Here is a 23,250-nt window from a genome sequence, read left to right on the forward strand (position 1 = left end):
ATCGATGGATAAAAGAATTTATCGTGTTTTAGCCTATGCTGGCATAGAATCAATTGTGTATCAAAGCATGCTTTTTGTGCATCAAATTATGTTATTCCGAACATTAAGCACACATCTATATGGCCAAATAGGCATTCTATTTTCAACTGTTTTTTTAGCTGTTTTATACTTAAATGCCGGCCTTGATATCAGTTTGGCAACACTATTTCAGCAAGCAAAACAAAGCAAACAACATTTCTATCATCTTATAATTAAACAGATATATTGTAATGCGCTATTTGCAATAGGGGCATTATGCATCGGTTATCTCATTGCCTCAAGTTATATTACCGCATTCAATTCAATATATACTTTTTTACTATGTGCAGTTTTAGTAATTATAGAGTCTACAAAAAAAACTATAAAGCAAGTGCTGCATTTATCATTTTTTCAACGCTCTGTTGCTTTGACTGAAATTGCAACACTTTTTTTATATGTCATTATTGTATGGTCATTCCTACTTTCTGGGTATACCGCTTCAATAACTTTGGTTTTTATACCATTTATTTGTATTTCATCAGTTGCAACACTTCTATATGTACACAACCTTCACACGCATTATCAAACATTAATTAACAGCAATGAACCATATCATATAAATTGGGCACACATAGTTACTATGCGTTTTAAAAATTATATATACCAAATAAGCCATAGTTTATACTCAGGAAATTTTTTAGTGCCAATTATTGCTGCTCAATATGGATTTGAACTTGCCGCATTGCTCAAAGTAATCAGCATGAGCGCTTATAGTATAAACAGTATAATTCAGCATGCATTTGGCATCACAAGTAACGTATTTTTTGCCCATATGAAAAATATGCACCTTATACATAAAAAAGAGTTTTTCTCAAAGATAAGTCCTTATATATATCATACACTTTTTGTTATCGGCTTAATGATGTTTTTGCACCATCGCTATATTCAGTTTCTTGATCCTAATCTATGCAGCGATCATATCTATATTATCTATCTCTTTTTACTCATTATATTTTCTGAAAACATTGCACTTACTCACGAACATTTCTTTATCATCGAAGAACGAACCAATCTTCTTATCGCATGCAACATTGGACTACTCATTCCTCTATTGATAACACAATATGCATTGGTTTCATGCTCATTGTTTACACTTTTATGCTCTTTATTATGTATACGCGCTCTGAGCTTTTTATGCATATCTTTGTACAGTTGGTATGCATGGAAAATACGCATGTCTCTTGGAGTAAAGCCGCTGTATCTTTCTGCATCTGCCGCATTAGCTCTCATCTGCTTTTTATTATCTTAATAACAATATTTGATTTATTAAAAAAAATAGGTTAAATATAAAGCACGCATACAAAAAGGAAAAAATAATGAACAAGCAAAATAGTGCTTTGATAATATGTATTCTATTCATTAATCAAACTGTTTTTGGTAATAATGAACAGACAATAACTCGATGGAAAAAAGAGGGAATTGCCTTTGATCAACCGGAATTTGTTGTTGTGGATAATAAAGCGACGATTGGACAACAAACCACCATAGGTTGCGGTGTCCATATCCTTGGCCAAACGAACATCGGCACATCATGTACTATTGGTCATTTTAGTATCATTAAAAATTGCACACTCGGAAACAATGTCACTATCTATTCACATTGTGTTCTTGAAAATGCGGTCATTGAAGATAATGCAAAAATTGGTCCTTTTGCACATATCCAAGAAAGCACCACTATTATGCAACATGCTGAAATTGGAAATTTTGTTGAAGTTAAAAGAAGCACTATTGGCGTCGGAACAAAAGCGAAACATTTAAGTTATTTAGGTGACACAACAACCGGTAAAAAAGTTAACATTGGTGCCGGCACCATAACGTGTAATTATAATGGCGTAAGTAAACATAAAACAAATGTTGGTGACAACACACTTATCGGTAGTAACAATTGCTTGGTTGCTCCAATTGAAATCGGCAACAATGCTATAACCGGTGCCGGATCAACATTAACGCAAAATGTTCCTGATGATGCTCTTGCCATTGCACGATCAAATAATCAGATTAATAAAGAGGGCTATGCGTCTAAACTTTTGCAAAAATACAAAAACGAGAAAAAAAATAACCTTAATTGAAAAAAAACGCGAACAATTTCAAGCTTATTTCCAAACTTTTTGCCGTCGCCTATATATTTAATCACGAATTACCTTTAATTAAATGTAGACTATTTTTTAATGTGTAACGCTTAAATACTTCAATTTGATCAAAATAAATTTAATTTAAATATATTTTCTTAATTATAGAGATTAAACTATAAGAAAGTTTGGTCAAAAAAGTGAAATGATTGGTTTCTAATTAAATATATACAAAATAAGCGTAATACAACCATTTTTTTTAAATTTTACTTTATAATATTTTTTAGATAATGCACATCATTGACCAAGATTTTTAAAAACTGTTCACAGTATTGTAAAGAATAAAATGTGGGTAATGCATATTAAAAGTGCAATTTATAGTTTCTACAAAAGGCATAATGTAAAAAATCATGATCTCTCTACCAAAAAACACGAACAAAAATGACTCAAATTTGAACATTTCCATTCGCTTTAATATGTTTGGCAACAAAAATACATAAAGCCATTATACTCAAAATGAGTTTACAACAAAAATAAATATTTCAGTGAGAGTAGTTTTAAACACATTTGAATAACATTTGTTTAATTATAGAAATTAACCAGCATTAAAACCAAAAATTATTTTTTTGCAGCTTTAGCCGTACTTGTATTGTACCTCTCACGTTCCTGTGCAATTTTACTTTCCAGATACCTCTTCATTTCAAAGAATTGATTAAGTTTTTTTGTTTTCTCCGGTGTTTCAGGGCCAGCTTGATAAAAATACATCTTGAGGCCTGCTTTTTCCATAGATCTGCTAAGATTGCCAATAGTTTCAACCATTTCATTTGCATTTGTTGCCGTATCAAATGCATTATCAACATTCCTCTTATACCTTTCAACAACCGGATCGGCAACTTTTTCTGGATCCATAGAAAACATGTTACCAAAAGTAAATAACGCTGCTAACATGACGATACATACATTTGTTTTCATAGCTTATCCCTATTGCTTAATATTTTATTTATCTTCTTCTTTTTACAATTTCTTTATGTGTCGATGCTCCTGGAATTGACCTATAACGATTATCAATTTTTTCTTGTTGCTCAATCATTTTTTGTTTTAAGAATTCATTTTTAAATTGATTACATTGTTCCGGATTTTGAGTATGAATTTTTCTGAGATCTTCTAACCAATCTTGTGTTAATTCATGAGCCAATTCATCGGCAGACTTACGCTTAAATAATTCAATAATATACACTTGATCACGAGGACTTTGAATTTTACCCAACTTGTATTGCAGTAATGTAATTATAATTTGAACAACACTTTCAGTTTCCATTTTTCCCTGATCCATAGAAATCAAATTACCAAAAAAACTCAAACTGATTAACATTATATATTTATTTACATATTTCATCTTTATCCTCCTACTTTTAACGATTATCCTTTAAGAGCATTTTTTGTAAATTCACGAATACTCTTATTTTCGTTGCGAAAACCATCTTTTCAGATTATTGGCAAAACTTGGATTTTTTTCCATAGCCATTTGGATTGCCGATTTACCACGTTTATTTTTTTTATTTGGATCAGCTCCAGCATTAATCAATTCTTGTGCAACTTTGTTACGCTCAGGAGAATGAATATTATACTTGACCAAATAATGTAATGGAGTTTCACCATATGCATTTTCTATATTAGGGTTCACATTATTATTATCTAATAATAATTTTACAAACGGAAACATATTATATTGTTTATTGACCGCAAAGTGCAATGGTGTATTTTTAAATCGAGTTGTATCAGCAGCATCCACTTGTGCTCTGTACTGTATTTGACGTTCGGCAAAAGGTAGATCATTACGAATAATTGCAAGCATTAACCCGGTGCGACCAAGCTCATCGCGCACATTTACCTGATCTCCTTGACCTAAAGGCCTAAAAGCTTCAATTGCACGAACACTTTCCGGTTGCAATGTGTTTTTTGCATACTCAAGGGGCGTCCATCCTTCTTTGTTTTTCAATGTTAAATCAAACATAGAGCCAAAATTTTGCATAAGATATTGAATCCAGCCAGCATCTTTTTCACGAATAACTAAATGCAGATAAGTGTTACCAATATTATTTTGTATATTTACATCAGCCAAATCAGCAATAAAAGTTTTAAAAATAGGAGTTAATGTTTCCAATTGATTTGCCTGCAATGACCACATAAGCGGTGTTTCACCCAAATTGTTTTTAGCATTAATATATGCACCGGCATCTACTAAATAATCAATCATATCAACACTATTGCGCGGATTAACTATTATTGCAGCAAAATGTAATGGGGTATTATCAAAAGTATGATCTTCTTGTCGTGGTGAAGTTTTAGAGCGCGCATTAACATCGGCACCATAATATATCAATGTCTCAACCAGGCCAGATCTATCACTACTTTGATCATAACGACCAAAGTCACCAAATCTTCCGATATTAATTGCATACATAAGGCCTGTTTGACCCAAACTATTGCGTTGATCTACATCTGCACCATTGGTATCAGCAAGTAATTTTTTGATAGTTTCTAAATTTGCCTCAGGAGTAAACCAAATAGGCTCATCTTGTGTATAATCACCGGCAGTAAGCAATTGCACACACAATAAACTTAAGCAGATAGCTAAAATAGCAAATTTAGCCTTAAAAAACAGATACATATGGCTTTTATTCATTTCTAATATTCCTTTATCTTTTATCTATAGAATACCATCAATATATTACAAATAGCAATACTATTTTTTTATTAGTACTTGCTTAAATAATAGGTTTGCTATAAACTACAATCAAAATTTCATTAAATTATTAATGATTTGATAGAAAAGGACATTTCATGAAAAAACTATCATTACTCACTTTATTATGCGCAACTCAACTTTATTGCGTGATAGCTGAAAATACTCAATCGGCTGGAATAGATCCTAATGCTCTTATGAAAACGACAATAAAAGGCTCAACATGCTATGCTCCACCAATCGTTTTGGCAGCAATGAGAAACAACAATGAGCAAGTAAAAGAACTTTTGCAAAGGGGTGCAAATCCAAACGCATCAATACAAAAAATAGATTGGAATACATACTTGACTACCAACTGTGAGGATTTACCCATGATAGATACAAAAAGAGCATTAGATTATGCCATTAAAAATAAGAACACACCGCTATCTTTGCTACTTCTTGAACATGGTGCCTAAGCATAAACATGACAATATAATTTGTTTCTGGCACAATATAAACACCATATAAAAACATTATTGTTCTCATGAAATTGTGCCGGTATGAATAGCAAAGAACTATTTTCAAAATTCTCTCAAGGCGTTAATTGGAACGCCTTTTTGTATTTTATATACAAAATCTCTGCAACACTGCTAACATTTTTGCTTTATAATAAGCTTGATAGCAAAACATTTTCTACCTTTGCTAACCTCAATGCTATTATCTTTTTAATGCTTTTATGGATCGACTTTGGATTTCAAAAATCAATTGCTCGATTTTGTCCCGAATATGCCCAAAATAGTCACGACCTGAAAACCTTTATATCATCATTACTTCGGTTTAAAGTGATTGTTTTGGTAGTATCTTTACCCATATATTTGATCTTAGTCAATCAACTTTCGACCAAATTACATCTATCTGCTTATCGTTCATACTTCTATGCAGGGGCGGGTCTTGTACTGTTAGAAGGTCTCATATCTGTCATTAGATTGATATATCATGCATACTTTCGGCAAAAACAGTTCAATTCACTCAATGCCATAGCCTTAATGATCGAAGTTGTATGCGATATGAGTTGCATATGCATTATTCAAAATCAATACATCTTGCTGGCAGCATTAATAGCATCAAAAACAATATCACGAATAATACTGTTATTACTTGCAGGTATCAAATTACCAAAACTCTATGCCCAAATAGGGCACGACAACAATAAAGATATACATATAAAAGCTCTCAACAAAAAATTTGTTGTTCATTCAGCAATCATGTGGTTCAATACTAATATAAAAAGTTTAACCGAACGTAATGTGTTGGTACCATTATTTACACACATATTTGGCCCTGAGACGGCAAACATATTCAAAGTGGCCAACGATGGGGCACTTTTATTTTATCGCATAGTGATCAAATCTATAGGCACAACCGATACTGCATTATTTGCACACATATATAACATGAAAGAGGGAAAACAAACTTGGCAGATTGCTTTTAAAAAGCTGACAACGAAGATCGCCGCGCTCGTTCTTCCCCTTTTGGGAATTGTATTTGTTTTATATAGATATAAATTATGGTTTAAATATGATCAATATGTTTTTCAAATCTTTTTATTAATATGTATATGCTTACTCATGGAAGTAATGTTTTCTCCCTATGAAAGAATCTTAGAAGTAAATAGACGTTATGTATTACTCGCGTGCGCGTATACGCCTTACATTATTATGGTTATCATTTTGCTCACTACAAACATAATGACGTATATTGGTTTATTTAACTCGATCACGTTAATACATGGCGTTCGATTGGTTAGTTCTTTTTTAATGTTTTTAATTACGCGCATGCGATATAAACTCACTTTTCCAATTAAATATGTTTGCGCCCTTTCGTTATTTATATATATAGGTATATACATGTTAGATAAAATAATGAGATATCTAATTGAAATAACAATTTAGATAGATAGAGTAAAAAAGTGAAAACATTTAAAATGTGCTTCGTAGCAATTGCTTTCATGTAATCACCCTTCTTTGTTTTTATTTTATTTAATATCTTTTTTGGTATGTGCAATAGGTATATACATGAAAGAGACTCTATTGGACCACCTTGAGAAATTACATTACAAGACTCACATATATACATCAATACAGCAAAACATAAGTGCATTCCATTTATCCCTCCTGAATAGTGAGTAGACAAAGTAAACATGAAAATATCTGAGCGACAAACACTAACCCTTCAATATAATCCTACAAGGTGTCATTCCATCCTAAATTTGCGATAGAAAAGAGACATGCGATCGCGACAAAATACACGTAGTTAAGACCACCAGCCCCCAGTAGCGACAGCGAGTGCAACGAGCTGAGCGTACCCACGGGAAAAGGCTGGGGGGCGCAAACGGAGTGAGAAATCGGCCGAATGGCCAGATTCGAACTCACGTGCGACCACACCATGCCGACACAAGCAAACAAGTAATATATGTATAAAAACCAAGCATCTTTACCTCACCTGCAAAAAAAAAGTTATTATCAAAAAAGAAATTAATAGCATTAGATTGATTCGAACTCACGTGCGACCACACCATGCCGACACAAGAAAACAAGCAATATATGTATAAAAACCAAGCATCTTTACCTCACCTGCAAAAATAAAGAAGTGATTATCAAAAAAGAAATTAATCACATTAGATCGATTCGAAATCATATGGGATCACATCATACCGATACAAGCAAACAAGCAATATATGAATAAAGTGTAAACATCTTTACCTCAAAAGATAATTATGCGACATTGGTCTCGTTATCGTAAATATTTAAAAAAATCAGTGTTTATTTTCTTCGCGAGCCTTACAACGCAAACGCTCCATTGTGACAATTGCCATCACCGTATCATGCGATAATTTTTCACGTAGTTCATCGCACTCTTTTTTATCTTGACCGGGAATATCTTCTAATATCTCATTAACATAGCCATTCACTTCTATAAAAGATGCAACCTGCCCGACATGCCGTTTTTCCCACGTTTCCATACGTGGCGCCCTTCTCAAACTATTTAGCCTATCCATAGAGGCATAAAATGTTTCAGATTGTTGTACCTTTTCTCTTAAAAGATCCTTTACAACTTCTCCAACATCCGATGCATATATACAATTACCACACAATAGGCATCCCAAGAGAAAAACAAAAAATAGCATCATTAACCCTTTTCACTCAAATAAAGATTAAAATCAATTCCTATCCTATGCCATTCATACCAAAAAAATATAGTTCATGGAAATATATCTCATATTATTTACAGAACACACGAAATTATACGACATAGCTTACCCTACATAAAAACTCATTGAAAAGAGCAACTTAAAGTAATAACATCTAAAATTCATATTACAGCTAATCACTTAAGAAATCTTAGTCTTTCACACTAAGGAAATCTTAATTGTCGATTGACATATAGCATCAGATAGGTGTATATTATAAGTAATTTTCAATAAAATAAAATAAACATTTTATACCTGATAAAAAGGACACGCATGGCGAAAAAAATCATCGGCATTGATTTGGGTACAACCAACTCAGTAGCTGCATTTATGGAAGCGGGATCCCCTAAAGTAATCCCAAACAAAGAAGGTTCAAATATTACCCCTTCTATCGTTGCTTTCACCAAAGATGGCAAACGTTTAGTCGGCACATTGGCAAAACGTCAGGCAGTAACTAACCCTGAAAACACTATTTATTCAGCAAAACGTTTCATTGGACACACCTACGATGAAATGAAAAAAGAACTTGATCGCGTACCGTTCAAAACAGTAAAACGTCCAAATGGTGACATTGCAATTATTGCACAAGGTAAAGAATATACACCACAAGAAATCTCAGCTGCCATTCTAGCATCAATCAAAGAATATGCTGAAGACTATTTGGGTGAAAAAGTAACTGAAGCTGTTATCACCGTACCTGCATATTTCAACGATGCTCAACGTCAAGCAACTAAAGACGCCGGTAAAATTGCTGGGCTTGAAGTAAAACGTATCATCAACGAGCCTACTTCTGCAGCATTAGCCTACGGACTTGATAAAAAAGAAAGTGGCACAATTGCAGTATTTGACTTCGGTGGCGGAACATTTGACGTATCTATTTTGGATATCAGCGATGGCGTTATTGAAGTGAAAGCAACCAATGGTGATACCCATCTAGGTGGTGATGATGTCGATCATGTAATTATTGACTATTTAATTGATAACTTCAAAAAAGAAACTGGCATTGATCTTTCACAAGATAAAATTGCATTACAACGCCTGAAAGAAGCTGCTGAAAAAGCTAAAATCGAACTTTCTACTTTGCACGAAACCGACATAAATCTTCCTTATATCACTGCAGATGCAACCGGCCCAAAACATCTTACACAAAAGCTCAGCCGCGCAAAACTTGAGTCAATGTGCTCAGATATTTTTAGTCGTCTACTTGAACCTTGCAAAAAAGCAATGGCTGATGCAGGCATTTCAAAAGATCAAATTGATGAAGTACTATTAGTCGGTGGTTCAACACGTATTCCAAAAGTACAAGAAATCGTTAAAGAGTTCTTTGGTAAAGAGCCAAGCAAAAATGTTAATCCTGATGAAGTTGTTGCACTTGGTGCTGCAATTCAAGGCGGTGTTTTAGCTGGTGATGTAACTGACGTATTGTTGCTTGATGTTACGCCACTTTCACTTGGTATTGAAACCATGGGCGGCATTACAACAAAACTTATTGAGCGCAACACAACTATTCCTGCAAAAAAATCACAAGTATTTTCAACCGCTGAAGATAATCAAGAAGCGGTAGATATCAAAGTAGTACAAGGTGAACGTCAATTTGCAAAAGACAATAAAGTCTTAGGGCAATTCCGCTTGGATGGCATTCCTGCCGCTCCACGTGGTGTACCTCAAATTGAAGTTACCTTTGATATCGATGCAAACGGTATCGTACATGTTTCAGCTAAAGATAAAGGCACCGGTAAAGAACAAAAGATTACCATTACCAGCAGCGGTGGACTGTCTGAAGAAGAAATCGAAAAAATGGTTAACGATGCAAAAGCACATGCTGAAGAGGATAAAAAAGCAAAAGAAACCGTTGAAAAACGTAACAGCTTGGATGCATTGATTTTACAACTTGAAAAAACCATCAAAGACAATAAAGACAAACTTGAAGAGCAAGAAGTAACTGATCTTGAAGCTGCAATCGAAACTGCTAAAAAAGCTCTTGAAGAACACAAAGAAAACGCTGAAGAACTACAAAAAGCACATGACACTTTGATTCAAGCATCACATAAAGTTGCAGAAAAACTCTATAAACAACAAGCACCTGAAGGCGCACAACCTGGAGCCGAGCAAGCCGGGCCTGAATCATCACAAGATGAGCAAAAAGATGAAGGCCCAATTGACGCTGACATCGAAGAGTAATTTGTTGCTCAACAAATAAAGCACTTAAAAAGCCCGGATTTATTTCCGGGCTTTTTAAATTCGATATATTAACTCTCCGCTTCTAGATTATTTAATACAAAAACAATCACTTTTGTTCAACAACTCGAAACAATGCTGGCTTGATTTTGTAATAATATTCGATGACTCGCTCAGCAACTTCAGCAGAATGATCCTCGTCATATGTATGTGCAGTTAAATTTCGATCATTACACATCTTAATCAAAAGATTCATTTCATCTTCTGTAAATAATCCCTGTGCAAAAGACTCACGAATAACTTTTCTTGGAGATGCCACTTCAATTCCATGCACCTCGAACAAAAACTCTTTTAAATACTTCCACAATAAATCAAAGCTAATTTCGAATCGTTTAACCACTGAATCTCTAAACGCTATGTATTCTTCATGCGATATGCCTTCAAGCTGTTTTTTTAAATAAAAAAGATTAACTGAATCATTTAACTGCTTAAGTGCCTGTGCTAGGGTACGTTGTTTTAATGTTAGTCGCTCCATAACACTCCATCTTTATCAATTTGTTTTTGGAGTATTTCAGAAACTGACTGATAATCAACTACATCAACTTTAAATATAATATTCATTTCACTAAAAATATTTTTAGCTTCCACAATATCATAAGGCGAAACCTGTTTGCCTGCATCAATTGCAATATCAATATCAGAATTTTCTCTTGCATCACCACGCGCACGCGACCCAAAAAGTATTATTTTTGCATCAGGAAACAATGCTTTAAGTATGCGAATCATTTTATCTTTATATTTTATCATTAAGTTCCTTTTGATATATATCATACTAGTATAATACAAAAAGATGAAAAATCAGAACTTAACAGTATGATTCTCTAGTAACCCGCACAAGAAACGGTAGAAAGCAAACCTGTAAGTAAAGTTACAGCTGTAGCAACTCTTGATGCGCGCATACATCGATGGGCGTCTGAACTGAATAATTGACGCATCGCGCATTGCGCACGCGCTCTAATCATTGAATGATAAACTTTTTTTTGTGGTACTTTGGGCAAAACTTTATCAAAATTAACTGCCGGAACTTGTAGGTACTGCTGATAATATTGAACACATTCCTTACTTCTTAGACCAACACTCTCATGTAAACGAAATCCTAATGCAGGCAACATACTACTTACTCGTTCAATATGATGTGCACCTGCACAAATACACAGATCATTCTGTCTTTCTTGTGCCAACTCATGCAAAATACGTAAATCAATCAAATGCGTTGAACCATGTAACTTATTATATTGCGGTACTGCTCTGCCAAATTTATTTAAAATGGTTGACTTCAAATGATATGACAACATTGATCCGGAATAATCCCTTAACCCTTGATACAAAGGTTTATACACATAATCAATTGCCATAAGTGTATCTTCATAATATGTGTTTAATGTATCCCCATCATCATAATGCTCTATTTCTTGCACAACTTCATCATATTGAGCCATGAGATCTTGCGTTTTAGTCCAAGGATAATGATGCCGAAATTCTATACAAGTCGTATTAATACCTGCATTAACAGCAACATAATCTAAATTACGCAAAAATCGAGACTGAGATAGAGGCAATAATACACGCTCTGAAGGATCATAATCTTCAATAATTAAATGAACATTATTATGCTTCAAAAGGGACACCACATTATCAACTTGATGTCTATCTGCATGATGAACTTGATGTAAATCACTGCAAGCATATATTTTTTGACCTGTTTTTTGATGCAACCACTCATCAAAACGAAAGACAACCGCCTGCATTTGCACAAAAAGCAATAAATAACCAAATACAGCAATTTGATTTAAATATTTCATACATACCATTACAACAGGCCTCTCCATAACTCCCTACCTAATTATTACGTCACATTATCGGCTATGTATTAACTTTAAACCTAACAAATTCAATAAAACAACTATTTTTATGCTAAGTAATTTTGATACTATAAATTATACATACACATAAAATTAAAAGGATTATATATGAAGTACTCATGTTTTGCCTTACTTTTACTTTTTTTTATCACATTACACACAGCACCCAATATAGCTGTAATCGGCACCGGTTATGTCGGATTGGTAACCGGACCCGGACTGGCTGAATTTGGCAATCAAGTCACTTGCGCTGATATTGATCAAAATAAAATTGAACGACTACAACAAGGTGAAATACCCATTTATGAACCCGGACTAGAAGAATTGGTCCAACATAATGTACAACAAAATAGATTAAAGTTTACACATGATGTTGGCGCCGCAATTGAAGAAGCAGATATTATCTTTATTGCTGTTGGCACTCCAATGGGTTCTGATGGAAATGCAGACCTGAAATATGTACAATCGGTACTCAAAACTATTTCAGAGCATATGAATGGATTTAAAATTATTGTCATCAAAAGCACCGTGCCTGTCGGCACTGGTAGATGGGCATCATATGTATTACAAAATTTAGGAGTCCAACCTGATCAATTTACCATGGTTTCAAACCCTGAGTTTTTACGCGAAGGCTCAAGCGTCCCTGATTTTTTAAAACCAGACCGCATTGTTATTGGCGCTGAATCTGAACAGGCGCATACTACAATGAATGAAATTTATAGTTATGCATTCGCACATGACGCACAGCAAATTAACACCAATATTGAAACATCTGAACTCATCAAATATGCATCTAATGCATTCCTTGCTGTTAAATTAAGTTTTATTAATGAAATTGCAAATATTTGTGATGCAACCGGAGCACAGGTTGATACTGTAGCACACGCAATGGGAATGGATCATCGAATTAGTGACAAATTCCTCAACCCCGGTCCGGGATTTGGTGGCTCATGTTTCCCTAAAGATAGTCAAGCACTTATCTGTTTGGCACAAAAAAATGGCATTCATGTTCCCGTGGTTCAAGCATCACTAACCACTAATCAAATTCAAAAAGTAAAACCGATAGAAAAATTAAAAGAACTCCTTAGAGCAAAAAAGCTCAATGCAAAAACAGTTGCCGTTCTTGGACTTGCTTTTAAAGCAAATACTGATGACATTCGTTACTCACCTTCAATTGATGTTATAAGAATATTGCTTGAAGAATATGCACAAGTAAAAGCATATGATCCAAAAGCAATGGACAATATGAAGCATGAAATGCCAAACATCAATTATTGCGATTCAATAGCCGAAGCGGTTAAAGATGTGGATGGAGTTATCATTATGACCGAATGGCCAGAATTCAAAGATTTATTAGACTATATCAAATACAAAAAAAACAAACCGGTCATTGTCGATACACGCAATATTTTAGATACGAAAGAATTAAAAAATGCAGGCTTTACTTATGCAACAATGGGTAATGGCACGAATCAAAATTAAGCTACAATTACAGTGCGAGCGGTATCGACAATATCGCTCGCAAATCCATCATCCTGCAAAATATCAAGTGCAATATGTTGATTTGAAACACCACATTTAAGTTTAAAGGGATAATGAAAACCACGCGTTTGTTTTTGTACAGAAACATGAAAATTAACAAATGAACCAAACTGTTCAAGTTGAGTCAACAGATCATAATGGGTTGCAATAAAACAGACTACATTATCAAAGTCACCAATATGTTTTGCCACACTATATGCCGCAGCTTGTCCCTCTTTAGGATTGGTGCCACTAAAAATTTCATCCATAACAATAAAACTAAATTCATGTTGAGGCATATCTTTTATCTGTTCTAACAAATCATGTGCACGTGCAACTTCTGCTTTGAACAATGATTTACCTGCAACAATATCATCAGTAATATTCATGTAAGTTGCCATATATGAAAATGGCGTAAGCATACATTTCGATGCCGGTACCAACCCAACACTTTGCGCTAACAATGCACCAATAAACAGACCTTTTAAAATAGTTGATTTACCGCCGGCATTTGGACCGGTAACTATTGCATGCGTTGGAATTCCCTCGCCAAACATAATATCATTTGCAACTACACGCTCAACATCAACAAACGGATTCCATGCTTGCTCCATTATCAATACCGGCGCATCACTTTCAACAAATTTTGCAAAACAATACTGCGCAGATGTATATGCATGTTCTTTGTAGAGTGTTGCCAATGAAACATATGCATCAAGTTCACCGACTGCTGCAATCATACCTTCTAAATCATCTTTTACTGCATAGGTTAATTTATAGCCTGATAAGATATTTCCATAATAAGAAAAAACTGAAGGCACATCTTTGAATGTATTTTTTTGCATTACATTTTTAAATAGTGCAAACTTGGGCATAGTTTTTATTGTAACATTATCTTGATCTATATAAGATAACAGATCACACAACTGGCATAATGCCGGATATTGGATACAAAGTTCATGCATTTTTTGTGTGCAATCTAAAAAAGAACGCACATCTATTAATCGCTTTTGCAAAAGCTTCAGCATAAGAAAGTTTCCTTTTATCCAATCACCAAATGATTTCATTCCCAACGCACAAAAGAATGCTGTACACCATTGGCCACTTTCAGTGACATATTCATTTTTAAATAAAGAGATAAGAAAATTAAAGTATCTATCACCGTCATTTTTGAAACGATCATGTATTTTTTTTATAAAAACAGGAATTTGTTCATCAGAAATTCCATTAAATCCAAAACAATGTTTATAGCCGTAATATAAAAAAGGCGCAGCAACGGTACCACCTAACAGTATCATATTGCCTAATCTCCCCTGATGACCTGTGACACACCGAAGCATCATCATATGCGCATTATGATTTAATGTATCGTTTAATTCTTGCAATATAGGATATTCAAAATAATAACGACCTGTCGTATGCACAATCGGATCATTAATCCAAAATGATAACAATAAATTTTGGACGCTCTTAATCTCTTGTAACACATTTTGTAGATTACTTAATAACTCAGGATTATCTAATAATAGCTGAACAATTTCTTGTCGCTTTTTGACAAGGGCAATATTTTTTGTTGGTAATAACATACGATATAATGTCACTTTACCAAATTCAGTTTGTGTACGATCAATAAGTGAACCGACATAAGGATCTTCCGAAAGATTCCCATGAAATAAACATATATCATCCCATGTTTGTGTGTCTTGCAAAATAGTTGCATGATTTAAATCAAAATTTTCATGCACTTTATTGATAATTTCAAATGCATTTTTTCTCATTTTAAATGGCTGGGGATTTTGTTGAAGGTCATCCACTTTGCGCAAATATTCACAAAATCCATGCGAATTCCAATCTTCATCTTGCCAAGGAGTGGTGCACAAATTTTGTTTTTCCATCTTATCAAAATAATGTATCTCAGCAGAATAAAGATTAAAAATAAATAATAAAAATAGAATTGGTAAAAACATATATATGTCCCTATACTGATGAACATCCAAATTTGCATTAATATTGTATAGTATAAGGCATCACAAAATTATTGCACAAAAAAAAGCCGTAGAATAAATCCACGACTTTCATTTTTCAAAACAAATGTTTCAATTAATCGCAGCTTTTGCCACAACCTAAGAAAAACATAACAAGGCTATAAAGACCTGCTGCACCAATTAAGTAATAAAGTGGAGCAGCTAAAGCGCCTAAATTGTTACGTACAAAATCTAAACTAAAAAGATCTAATCCTAAAGGCACTAAACCCCAGTTAATACCACCGATAGCAGTTAATAACCAAGTAGCTTTAGTCAAAAGACCTTTAACATGTGAATCCATAATACATCCTTTTTTTAAAAAAAATAAAACATGTTCTCTTATTAAATAATAACGATATTAATACTTCTTATGAGATGTATCTTGTCCGACAGCATCTAATAATAAAAGCACCAAACTGATTAAACCAAAAACACCGATTGCATATAAAAGCGGATAAGCAAATGCAGGTGCATTTTGAATTAATAAACCTAACCCAAGCAAATCCCAACCGAGTGCAAGTACACCCAAATAAACCGCTGCAAATGCAACAACAAATGATGATACTAAACTTACCCATTTGCCCAATGGAGATTTTTTATCAAACCCTTCCATACAACTCCTTTTTTATAAAAACATACTACCTCTTTATTATCACTAGCATACTAGAAACAGTATTGCAACTTTTTAAATAAAGAGGTTTATCTTTTTTTATATATTGAACAAACTGCGTTTTTCAAGCAAACTAATAAAAAGTACGTTTTATATAATTAAACAAACAAAAGAAAGAAAACAAGATGAGCATCAAAGCCGGATTAGTTGGCCTACCAAACGTAGGAAAATCCACACTATTTAACGCATTAACCAAATCAAGCATTCCTGCAGAAAATTACCCCTTTTGCACCATCGATCCACATGTTGCTATCACTGAAGTTCCTGATGAACGTTTAGATAAACTACAAACAATATATGGTTCTGCGAAAAAAATTCCTGCCACCGTTACCTTTGTTGATATTGCAGGGCTCGTGAGAGGTGCAGCATCCGGTGAAGGATTAGGTAATCAATTTTTGAGCCACATTCGTGAAGTTGATCTTATTCTTCATGTATTGCGCTGTTTTGAAAGTGGTGACATTATCAGATCAGGAGGTGATGTTGTCGATCCGGTTTCTGACCATGAAATTATTGTTTCAGAATTAATGCTCAAAGATATTGAATCGGTTGAAAAACGTCTTGAAAAAATGACCAAATTAATCCGTGGCGCTCAAGGCAAACCGGCTGAACTCAAAGCGTTACAAGCCGAACAAGAACTGTTACAAAAATTACTCAAAGCACTTAATGATGGCAACGAGCAAGAAGTTAAAAAATTAGTACGCGAATCTGAAGCACAAACGGTACCTCTTATCAGTTCAAAAAATTTCTTAATCATTGCAAATATTGACGAACAAGAGATCGAAGATGATGCCTATAAAAACAACCCACATTATCAAGCATTGGTGAACAAATTTGGCACTGATCGCGTGATACCTATTTGCGCACGCACTGAATATGAACTTTCACAATTACATGAAGAAGATGCACAAGAAATGATGGAAATGGTCGGCTTGAAAGAACCTAGTTTGAATAAAATCATTCGCGAAAGTTATGCCAATTTAGGACTCATAACCTTCTTCACTTGCGGACCAAAAGAGGCCCATGCATGGCCAATTTCCCACGGTATGACAGTACGTCAAGCAGCAGGTGAAATTCATTCTGATTTGGAACGTGGTTTTATATGCGCTGAAGTTTTTAATTGTAACGATATCTTTGATACCGGCTCGGAACAGAAGTTGAAAGATCAAGGCAAAATTCGCCGTGAAGGCCAAGATTATCTTGTGCATGATGGCGATTTAGTTGAGATTAAGTTCAACGTTTAATATTCTCAAACAATATTAAAAACAAAGAGACAGAACAATAATAATAAAATTGTCCTGTCTCTTTTTATAATTCAAAAAAGTGTTATTAACTAAGATAACTTGCAGCTAAAGATGCAGCGGCAAGACTACCCAAAGCAAACCCTTCAGAAATTTTTATTTCGTTCGTATATTTTCCATAGCTGCTTACACTCTTAAAAAGATTAACTTTTCTTGCTACATGAGCGTTTAAGGCACCTAATCCAGAAAAGACTAAACCTACAGCTGCCGTTGTTCCATATACTGTATCAGGAGATACATCACCACAATACATTGCAGCACCTACACCTACAACACTTAACGCACCGGCAACAGCTCCTTCAACAGTTTTATTTGGCTGGCTATACGAAGTTTGACAAACTAAAAAACAGCTCAATAAACCACCTAATAGTAAACGTTTCATGAATATTCCTCTTTACAAACGTTATAAAAAAACAGCGTCATACCACATGCAGCGGCAAGACTACCCAAAGTAAACCCTTCAAAAAATTTTATTTTGTTCGTATACCTTCTTACACCACTCTTAAAACCTCTTGCTACATAAACCTGTAAGGCGCCTAATCCAAAAAAAGCAAAATAACCTACAGCTGCCATTGTTCCACATACTATATCAGGAGATACATCACCACAATACATTGCAGTGCCTACACCTACAACACTTAACGCACCGGCAACAACTCCAGTTTTATTTGGCAGGCTATACGAAGTTTGACAAACTAAAAAACAGCTCAATAAACCACCTAATAGTAAACGTTTCATAAATATTCTTCCTTAAAAACGTTATAAAAAAACAGCGTCACACCATATGATCACTGAAAAAAGCTATAAAACAGTTGCAATAGCAAGTAATACAGCTACATAAACTATACTATCTCTCAAAAAAAAGGCAAATTAGAACGAAGTAAGCATGAATAATAAAGGAATGATTTCAATGTGAAAAAACAAGCATCGCTCACCCTTGAAAAACCCTCTTATTATGGTAAAATATTATTATCGATACTATTTTAAAAGTGACATAATCTAAAAAGGTGTATCATATGAAACTCAACCTATTTCACCTATGTGCATTGGTCGCTTTTTTTTCAATAAAACCGGCACAAAACAAACACACTATGCTTTTTGCACATGGTTTGGCTGACACCAAAGAACAAGCAAAATTATGGGGACCATCTACTGACACAAAAAAACCACACTTATTTGATGGATCAATTGTTTGTAGAAATTTTCTTGATGCCACAACTCACTTTTGGCGGGTAAATTTTCCATGGACAAGCTTAGGACAAGATAATGAAATTGAGATTATCAGACAAGCTTACCAAGAAATGTGCCTCATAAATCCTGATCAACGATTTATTTTTGGAGGTCTTTCAAGAGGCGCTGCAGCTATGTTAAATTTTTTAGCAATTGATAAACCACAACAAGTTGATGCAGTCGTTCTGGAATCACCTTTTTCATCAATGCGAGATGTTGCACAAAACATTGTCGGATCTTGTTTTTTGAATAACATTCCATATGTAAAAGAAATTAGTCCATACTTGGTCGGTCTCATTTTTTGGCAATATTCTGACGCCGGCATTCACCCCATTGATGTCGTGCAAAACATCGATCCAAACATTCCTATTATGGTTATCAGCAAAAAAGATGACTATCTTGTTCCAACTTGTATAACACAACACATTGTCGATGCATTAAAAGCAAATGGACACACAAAAATTCATCATCTTGTATTAAACAATGGTAAACATGGTAAATATATTTTGGGCAATGAAGGCGAACGCATGCAGAATGTGGTGCATGCTTTTTATAAACAGTATGATTTACCGCATAACGAATTGTATGCAGCACTAGGTAGAAAAGATTTTGAAAAAACTTTTTGAATACAATTTAATAAAAAAGGTTTGATTAAGAATATAACTTCATAATCAAACCTTTTTTTATTTTATACTAGTTACGGTTTGGATCTAATATTGCTGCAGCTAATACAGTTGCAATACCTGAGCCTATTCCAGCACCCAATAAGTTATTACTCAATGAATACAAATGCTCCCGACCATATAAGTTATCGTCACAGTATTTAATCCCTAAAACACTACCCACAGTCGCCAATCCTCCAGCACAAACTGTAATCACCATTGGGCTCTTAAAAAACATATCCAACCTCGTCTGACCATCTACAAACATCATTGGATCATCAGCCAATAAATAAGAAGCCATTCCCGCAACCGCAGGAATTGCCGCACCAACTAAAACACCTTTTAACACATTATGCCATTCTTCTGACTTATTGGGTCTTTCCTTGGTATATACATTCAGCGGATTGTTATTTGGTATACATGAAATTTGACCAACTAAAAAGAAGCTCAACATACCACTTAAAATTAAACATTTCATAGTGTCTTCTCCTATTATGACTAATATATATAAAAAAAATAACTAACATAAACAGATTACCCTCCCCCTGCTTAAAAGTCAAATTTGATTTAAATAAGAATGGTCTATTTTAATAAATTTCAAATATAAATATTCACACCGATTGCCTCTTGTAAGTAGATCATATTATGGTAAAATATACTTATCGGTACTATTTTAAAATGATGAGATAAAGAAGGATCCATCAAAATGAAAAAAATATTATTAACAGCTATATTACCCATACTTATACAACCCCAACTTAATGCGGCTGAAAATGCACAAGATACGCTGCGCTATATGACATATAACATTCGCCGTGAAGGCAAAGAAGCGAAACCGGAACGTTTATGGGAAAATCGTTTACCCATGATAACTGCTTTATTGCAAAAGCTAAAACCTGATATAATGGGCTTGCAAGAACCAACACACAAACAAATTCAAGATCTGCAAGATGCATTACCTCATTTTGCTGCATTTGGCGAAAGTCGCGGAGCAAGTTGGTGGGGGCTCGGCACAGATGAAGCAAATCCTATACTATATAATAAAGAAATATTTTCATTACTTGAATATGATACCTTTGCAACCAATAAACTTGATGGCTTATGGAACTGGCTTTCACCAAAGAAAACCGGTTGGTTACCGCGCATTTGCACATGGGGTAAATTCAAAGTAAATAAAACAGGACAGAAATTTTATCTTTACAACACCCATTTTGATCACATGTATCCTGAAGCTCAAAAAAGATGCGCACACACTATTGTGAATCATATAGACACACAGAATAGTGATAAGTTGCCTGTGATTGTTACCGGTGATTTTAACACTGCATTTAAAGATGACATTGCAGCTATATTTGATAACTTTGCTCATGTCAGAACAATCGCGAAAAAAACAGAAGGTCCGGAAGAAACGGCAACCGGTTGGGATGATACGAAACCGAACACATGGATTGATCATATTCTCGTGACAAAAGATACAGCAGAAGTATTAACGTATCAAGTTCTTGAACATGAAACCGATAACTATCCGAGTGATCATCGACCGGTCTTTGCAGATCTCAACTTTAAAATAAAAAAAGGACAATGAAAATGCGTACATCTATCTCATTATATTTACTTACATTAATCAGTTTTGTTGGCCAATCACAAGCACAATGGTTTTTTATTCCGACATTTACTGACATTAAACAGGCTGTTTCAGAACATAAAACAGCAACCTATACCCTTGCAGGAACAGCTGCTTGCTCAGCAATTGCAACAGCACTTTTAAAAACTGATTATAATGCCGTTGCCTATGGCGATGAGCCTTTTTATTGGAATTGGAATAACATCAATACTGATAAGATCACATTTGAAAACGAATTTCTTTTTGGTGCAGGAACTTCAGCTTATCAAGTTGAAGGCGATTGTACCAATACTGATTGGCATACATGGGAAACAGAAAAAAATCTGATACCATCGGATAAAGCGTGTGATCAATGGAACAAGTTCAAAGAGGATATTGCATTACTCAAACAAATGCATATCGGTATATATCGTTTTTCACTCGCGTGGGATAAAATTCAACCGACTGCGAACAGATTTGATCAAGATGCCATCGAACATTATAAAGATATGTGCAAAGAACTCAAAAAACATAATATTAAAGCACATATCGGTTTTCATCATTATGCAGACCCAAAATGGTTTGCCGATTTAGGTGGTTTTGAAACTGAAGAAAATATCCATTACTTTGTTGATTTTTGTGCACAAGTAATCATAGAATTTAAAAAAGATGATATTGACGTTGAACTGTGGTCCACCTTTAATTCACCAAGTGGTTATGCATTTCATAAATATCATATTGGTGATTTTCCACCCGGCATAAAAAACAATAAACAATTAACACTCACTGTACTTAAAAATATGATGGAAGCACATGTCTGTATGTATAAAACATGTAAAGCAATAAACCCCAATGCGCAAATCGGCATATTGAAAAACATTATGCAATTAGACCCATGGCGCCCATGGCATCCGCTTGATAATTTCGCTTGCAAAATTGCAACTGATATGACCGATAATTGTATTTTCAACTTTTTCACAACCGGTAGATTTGTTGCAAAAATTCCATTTGAGCATGCGCCATTTATGGCCAATGTGGAACACACAAATATGGATGCAACAGGTTCACTTGATTTCATTGGACTGAATTACTACTCACACAGTTACATCAAAAACATGCAACGTTTATTACATCCTTATGAAATCAAAACAAAAAATCCTAATTACACTCTCTATCCTGAAGGTTTATATCGCGCCATAACCACCATAACAGAACAGATGGTACAACCGATTGAACAAAAAACAAATAAACATCTACCTATATATGTAACTGAAAATGGTGTCGCCAGCGATAATCCGCATCATCGTGAACTGTTTTTCAAACGATATCTCTATGCATTAAGTAAAGCAAAAAAAGAAGGTCATGATGTACGCGGCTATATATTTTGGTCATTCATGGATAATTATGAATGGGGATCATACAGTAAAAAATATGGTTTAGTTGGTGTTGATTTTGATTCAGATGATTTAACACGTTCTATAAAAGATGATGTCGGTACGCAATACTTTTTGAATATTATACATGCATAATAATAAAATAGCCCAATAACACACCACTTGTAGAAACTATAAGTACTTTTCAGAAGAAGTCTCATAATAAAAGAGCTGATAAAACTCAGCTCTTTTTTATTACAATCTATTACTTTTTCATATCCTTATACTTTATACTGGCAAGCACACATACGTATCAATAATAAGGAGAATTAATTATGAAAGCAATCTATCTATCATTATTTCTGTTGCCATGCATGCATGCTATCAAAGCTGTTAATGGTGAACATCAAAATAATGGCGATCTAGATCATCGAGCAGAAGTCATGAAAAAAATGGACGCGACAATTTTGCTCCATTCATTCAAACATCAACTTGACCTACTCAAAAAACAAGAGGTCATAACTCCTGAACAACATCGCAGCAAATCCGAAGAATTGAGACAAAAAAAATTGCATGAACTCGCACCACTTTTTAATGAAATAAAAGAATTATCCCAGGATCTTGTTGATAATCAATAATGGAGA

The 23,250-nt window shown here is 34.3% G+C and carries 24 protein-coding genes; 11 read left to right on the forward strand and 13 right to left on the reverse strand.

Annotated features, from left to right (window positions below):
• Positions 1 to 4 precede the first annotated feature (4 nt).
• Together WD055_05950 and WD055_05955 are read left to right on the forward strand one after the other, a co-directional pair.
• On the forward strand, positions 5 to 1,327 hold the full coding sequence (locus tag WD055_05950) for a hypothetical protein (protein ID MEX0849747.1): 1,323 nt from the start codon (positions 5 to 7) through the stop codon (positions 1,325 to 1,327).
• Between the two features lie 67 nt (positions 1,328 to 1,394).
• A complete protein-coding gene (locus WD055_05955; protein ID MEX0849748.1) occupies positions 1,395 to 2,147 on the forward strand; it encodes a DapH/DapD/GlmU-related protein in 753 nt (250 codons plus the stop codon).
• A 618-nt stretch (positions 2,148 to 2,765) separates the two neighbouring features.
• On the opposite strand, the gene WD055_05960 is transcribed toward WD055_05955, so the two are convergent.
• The 3 genes from WD055_05960 to WD055_05970 form a co-directional block, all read right to left on the reverse strand.
• Complete coding sequence (locus tag WD055_05960) at positions 2,766 to 3,119, reverse strand: hypothetical protein (GenBank protein ID MEX0849749.1); 354 nt, start codon at positions 3,117 to 3,119, stop codon at positions 2,766 to 2,768.
• A 28-nt stretch (positions 3,120 to 3,147) separates the two neighbouring features.
• On the reverse strand, positions 3,148 to 3,543 hold the full coding sequence (locus tag WD055_05965; GenBank protein ID MEX0849750.1) for a hypothetical protein: 396 nt from the start codon (positions 3,541 to 3,543) through the stop codon (positions 3,148 to 3,150).
• 63 nt (positions 3,544 to 3,606) lie between these two features.
• Positions 3,607 to 4,833, reverse strand: coding sequence for an ankyrin repeat domain-containing protein (locus WD055_05970; GenBank protein MEX0849751.1), 1,227 nt, complete (start codon positions 4,831 to 4,833; stop codon positions 3,607 to 3,609).
• Between the two features lie 158 nt (positions 4,834 to 4,991).
• Between WD055_05970 and WD055_05975 the strand changes: the two genes are divergently transcribed.
• Both WD055_05975 and WD055_05980 read left to right on the forward strand, forming a co-directional pair.
• Positions 4,992 to 5,351, forward strand: coding sequence for a hypothetical protein (locus tag WD055_05975; protein MEX0849752.1), 360 nt, complete (start codon positions 4,992 to 4,994; stop codon positions 5,349 to 5,351).
• An 84-nt stretch (positions 5,352 to 5,435) separates the two neighbouring features.
• Positions 5,436 to 6,827, forward strand: a complete 1,392-nt coding sequence (locus tag WD055_05980; protein ID MEX0849753.1) for an oligosaccharide flippase family protein — start codon at positions 5,436 to 5,438, stop codon at positions 6,825 to 6,827.
• Positions 6,828 to 7,690: 863 nt separating this feature from the next.
• Here WD055_05980 and WD055_05985 read toward each other — a convergent pair.
• The gene (locus WD055_05985) at positions 7,691 to 8,062 is read right to left on the reverse strand and encodes a hypothetical protein (GenBank protein MEX0849754.1); all 372 of its coding nucleotides are present in this window, start codon (positions 8,060 to 8,062) and stop codon (positions 7,691 to 7,693) included.
• Between the two features lie 336 nt (positions 8,063 to 8,398).
• Here WD055_05985 and dnaK point away from each other — a divergent pair, with 336 nt between their 5' ends.
• Positions 8,399 to 10,306: a molecular chaperone DnaK gene (gene dnaK, locus WD055_05990; protein ID MEX0849755.1), complete on the forward strand. Its 1,908-nt coding sequence runs from the start codon at positions 8,399 to 8,401 to the stop codon at positions 10,304 to 10,306.
• Positions 10,307 to 10,412: 106 nt separating this feature from the next.
• Here dnaK and WD055_05995 read toward each other — a convergent pair whose 3' ends face one another.
• The 3 genes from WD055_05995 to WD055_06005 form a co-directional block, all read right to left on the reverse strand.
• Positions 10,413 to 10,838 carry an HI0074 family nucleotidyltransferase substrate-binding subunit gene (locus tag WD055_05995; GenBank protein MEX0849756.1) on the reverse strand — a complete coding sequence of 142 codons (426 nt, stop codon included), beginning with the start codon at positions 10,836 to 10,838 and terminating at the stop codon, positions 10,413 to 10,415.
• Positions 10,826 to 11,110, reverse strand: coding sequence for a nucleotidyltransferase domain-containing protein (locus WD055_06000; protein ID MEX0849757.1), 285 nt, complete (start codon positions 11,108 to 11,110; stop codon positions 10,826 to 10,828). The genes WD055_05995 and WD055_06000 overlap by 13 nt, the downstream gene beginning before the upstream one ends.
• A gap of 74 nt (positions 11,111 to 11,184) precedes the next feature.
• The gene (locus WD055_06005) at positions 11,185 to 12,165 is read right to left on the reverse strand and encodes a hypothetical protein (GenBank protein MEX0849758.1); all 981 of its coding nucleotides are present in this window, start codon (positions 12,163 to 12,165) and stop codon (positions 11,185 to 11,187) included.
• A gap of 168 nt (positions 12,166 to 12,333) precedes the next feature.
• On the opposite strand from WD055_06005, the gene WD055_06010 reads away from it, so the two are divergent.
• Positions 12,334 to 13,707, forward strand: coding sequence for a UDP-glucose/GDP-mannose dehydrogenase family protein (locus WD055_06010; GenBank protein MEX0849759.1), 1,374 nt, complete (start codon positions 12,334 to 12,336; stop codon positions 13,705 to 13,707).
• On the opposite strand, the gene WD055_06015 is transcribed toward WD055_06010, so the two are convergent.
• The 3 genes from WD055_06015 to WD055_06025 form a co-directional block, all read right to left on the reverse strand.
• Positions 13,704 to 15,713 (reverse strand): hypothetical protein, encoded by a 2,010-nt coding sequence (locus tag WD055_06015; protein MEX0849760.1) that lies wholly within the window; start codon positions 15,711 to 15,713, stop codon positions 13,704 to 13,706. The two genes, WD055_06010 and WD055_06015, sit on opposite strands and share 4 nt — an antisense overlap.
• 133 nt (positions 15,714 to 15,846) lie before the next feature.
• The gene (locus WD055_06020) at positions 15,847 to 16,071 is read right to left on the reverse strand and encodes a DUF378 domain-containing protein (GenBank protein MEX0849761.1); all 225 of its coding nucleotides are present in this window, start codon (positions 16,069 to 16,071) and stop codon (positions 15,847 to 15,849) included.
• A gap of 57 nt (positions 16,072 to 16,128) precedes the next feature.
• A complete protein-coding gene (locus WD055_06025; GenBank protein ID MEX0849762.1) occupies positions 16,129 to 16,383 on the reverse strand; it encodes a hypothetical protein in 255 nt (84 codons plus the stop codon).
• Between the two features lie 182 nt (positions 16,384 to 16,565).
• Here WD055_06025 and ychF point away from each other — a divergent pair, with 182 nt between their 5' ends.
• Complete coding sequence (gene ychF / locus WD055_06030; protein MEX0849763.1) at positions 16,566 to 17,681, forward strand: redox-regulated ATPase YchF; 1,116 nt, start codon at positions 16,566 to 16,568, stop codon at positions 17,679 to 17,681.
• Between the two features lie 85 nt (positions 17,682 to 17,766).
• Here the strand turns inward: ychF and WD055_06035 are convergent, their stop codons facing one another.
• Positions 17,767 to 18,120: a hypothetical protein gene (locus WD055_06035; protein ID MEX0849764.1), complete on the reverse strand. Its 354-nt coding sequence runs from the start codon at positions 18,118 to 18,120 to the stop codon at positions 17,767 to 17,769.
• On the reverse strand, positions 18,117 to 18,476 hold the full coding sequence (locus WD055_06040) for a hypothetical protein (protein ID MEX0849765.1): 360 nt from the start codon (positions 18,474 to 18,476) through the stop codon (positions 18,117 to 18,119). The genes WD055_06035 and WD055_06040 overlap by 4 nt, the downstream gene beginning before the upstream one ends.
• A gap of 278 nt (positions 18,477 to 18,754) precedes the next feature.
• On the opposite strand from WD055_06040, the gene WD055_06045 reads away from it, so the two are divergent.
• Entirely contained in the window at positions 18,755 to 19,594 is an 840-nt protein-coding gene (locus WD055_06045) for a hypothetical protein (GenBank protein ID MEX0849766.1), read from the forward strand.
• A 67-nt stretch (positions 19,595 to 19,661) separates the two neighbouring features.
• On the opposite strand, the gene WD055_06050 is transcribed toward WD055_06045, so the two are convergent.
• Complete coding sequence (locus WD055_06050; GenBank protein ID MEX0849767.1) at positions 19,662 to 20,108, reverse strand: hypothetical protein; 447 nt, start codon at positions 20,106 to 20,108, stop codon at positions 19,662 to 19,664.
• Between the two features lie 228 nt (positions 20,109 to 20,336).
• Between WD055_06050 and WD055_06055 the strand changes: the two genes are divergently transcribed.
• The 3 genes from WD055_06055 to WD055_06065 all read left to right on the forward strand — a co-directional run bounded on the left by WD055_06055 (position 20,337) and on the right by WD055_06065 (position 23,244).
• Entirely contained in the window at positions 20,337 to 21,215 is an 879-nt protein-coding gene (locus WD055_06055) for an endonuclease/exonuclease/phosphatase family protein (protein ID MEX0849768.1), read from the forward strand.
• Positions 21,216 to 21,217: 2 nt separating this feature from the next.
• The gene (locus WD055_06060; GenBank protein ID MEX0849769.1) at positions 21,218 to 22,762 is read left to right on the forward strand and encodes a family 1 glycosylhydrolase; all 1,545 of its coding nucleotides are present in this window, start codon (positions 21,218 to 21,220) and stop codon (positions 22,760 to 22,762) included.
• A 179-nt stretch (positions 22,763 to 22,941) separates the two neighbouring features.
• Positions 22,942 to 23,244, forward strand: a complete 303-nt coding sequence (locus WD055_06065; protein MEX0849770.1) for a hypothetical protein — start codon at positions 22,942 to 22,944, stop codon at positions 23,242 to 23,244.
• Positions 23,245 to 23,250: the final 6 nt, after the last annotated feature.

Source organism: Candidatus Dependentiae bacterium (assembly GCA_040878395.1).
Taxonomy (GTDB): Bacteria; Babelota; Babeliae; order Babelales; family Vermiphilaceae; genus JAKBEL01.

Bases quoted from the DNA above. Each gene is read 5' to 3' on its own strand.
- WD055_05950 (MEX0849747.1), top strand. From the start codon at position 5: ATGGATAAAAGAATTTATCGTGTTTTAGCCTATGCTGGCATAGAATCA.
- WD055_05955 (MEX0849748.1), top strand. From the start codon at position 1,395: ATGAACAAGCAAAATAGTGCTTTGATAATATGTATTCTATTCATTAAT.
- WD055_05960 (MEX0849749.1), bottom strand. From the start codon at position 3,119: ATGAAAACAAATGTATGTATCGTCATGTTAGCAGCGTTATTTACTTTT.
- WD055_05965 (MEX0849750.1), bottom strand. From the start codon at position 3,543: ATGAAATATGTAAATAAATATATAATGTTAATCAGTTTGAGTTTTTTT.
- WD055_05970 (MEX0849751.1), bottom strand. From the start codon at position 4,833: ATGAATAAAAGCCATATGTATCTGTTTTTTAAGGCTAAATTTGCTATT.
- WD055_05975 (MEX0849752.1), top strand. From the start codon at position 4,992: ATGAAAAAACTATCATTACTCACTTTATTATGCGCAACTCAACTTTAT.
- WD055_05980 (MEX0849753.1), top strand. From the start codon at position 5,436: ATGAATAGCAAAGAACTATTTTCAAAATTCTCTCAAGGCGTTAATTGG.
- WD055_05985 (MEX0849754.1), bottom strand. From the start codon at position 8,062: ATGCTATTTTTTGTTTTTCTCTTGGGATGCCTATTGTGTGGTAATTGT.
- dnaK (MEX0849755.1), top strand. From the start codon at position 8,399: ATGGCGAAAAAAATCATCGGCATTGATTTGGGTACAACCAACTCAGTA.
- WD055_05995 (MEX0849756.1), bottom strand. From the start codon at position 10,838: ATGGAGCGACTAACATTAAAACAACGTACCCTAGCACAGGCACTTAAG.
- WD055_06000 (MEX0849757.1), bottom strand. From the start codon at position 11,110: ATGATAAAATATAAAGATAAAATGATTCGCATACTTAAAGCATTGTTT.
- WD055_06005 (MEX0849758.1), bottom strand. From the start codon at position 12,165: ATGAAATATTTAAATCAAATTGCTGTATTTGGTTATTTATTGCTTTTT.
- WD055_06010 (MEX0849759.1), top strand. From the start codon at position 12,334: ATGAAGTACTCATGTTTTGCCTTACTTTTACTTTTTTTTATCACATTA.
- WD055_06015 (MEX0849760.1), bottom strand. From the start codon at position 15,713: ATGTTTTTACCAATTCTATTTTTATTATTTATTTTTAATCTTTATTCT.
- WD055_06020 (MEX0849761.1), bottom strand. From the start codon at position 16,071: ATGGATTCACATGTTAAAGGTCTTTTGACTAAAGCTACTTGGTTATTA.
- WD055_06025 (MEX0849762.1), bottom strand. From the start codon at position 16,383: ATGGAAGGGTTTGATAAAAAATCTCCATTGGGCAAATGGGTAAGTTTA.
- ychF (MEX0849763.1), top strand. From the start codon at position 16,566: ATGAGCATCAAAGCCGGATTAGTTGGCCTACCAAACGTAGGAAAATCC.
- WD055_06035 (MEX0849764.1), bottom strand. From the start codon at position 18,120: ATGAAACGTTTACTATTAGGTGGTTTATTGAGCTGTTTTTTAGTTTGT.
- WD055_06040 (MEX0849765.1), bottom strand. From the start codon at position 18,476: ATGAAACGTTTACTATTAGGTGGTTTATTGAGCTGTTTTTTAGTTTGT.
- WD055_06045 (MEX0849766.1), top strand. From the start codon at position 18,755: ATGAAACTCAACCTATTTCACCTATGTGCATTGGTCGCTTTTTTTTCA.
- WD055_06050 (MEX0849767.1), bottom strand. From the start codon at position 20,108: ATGAAATGTTTAATTTTAAGTGGTATGTTGAGCTTCTTTTTAGTTGGT.
- WD055_06055 (MEX0849768.1), top strand. From the start codon at position 20,337: ATGAAAAAAATATTATTAACAGCTATATTACCCATACTTATACAACCC.
- WD055_06060 (MEX0849769.1), top strand. From the start codon at position 21,218: ATGCGTACATCTATCTCATTATATTTACTTACATTAATCAGTTTTGTT.
- WD055_06065 (MEX0849770.1), top strand. From the start codon at position 22,942: ATGAAAGCAATCTATCTATCATTATTTCTGTTGCCATGCATGCATGCT.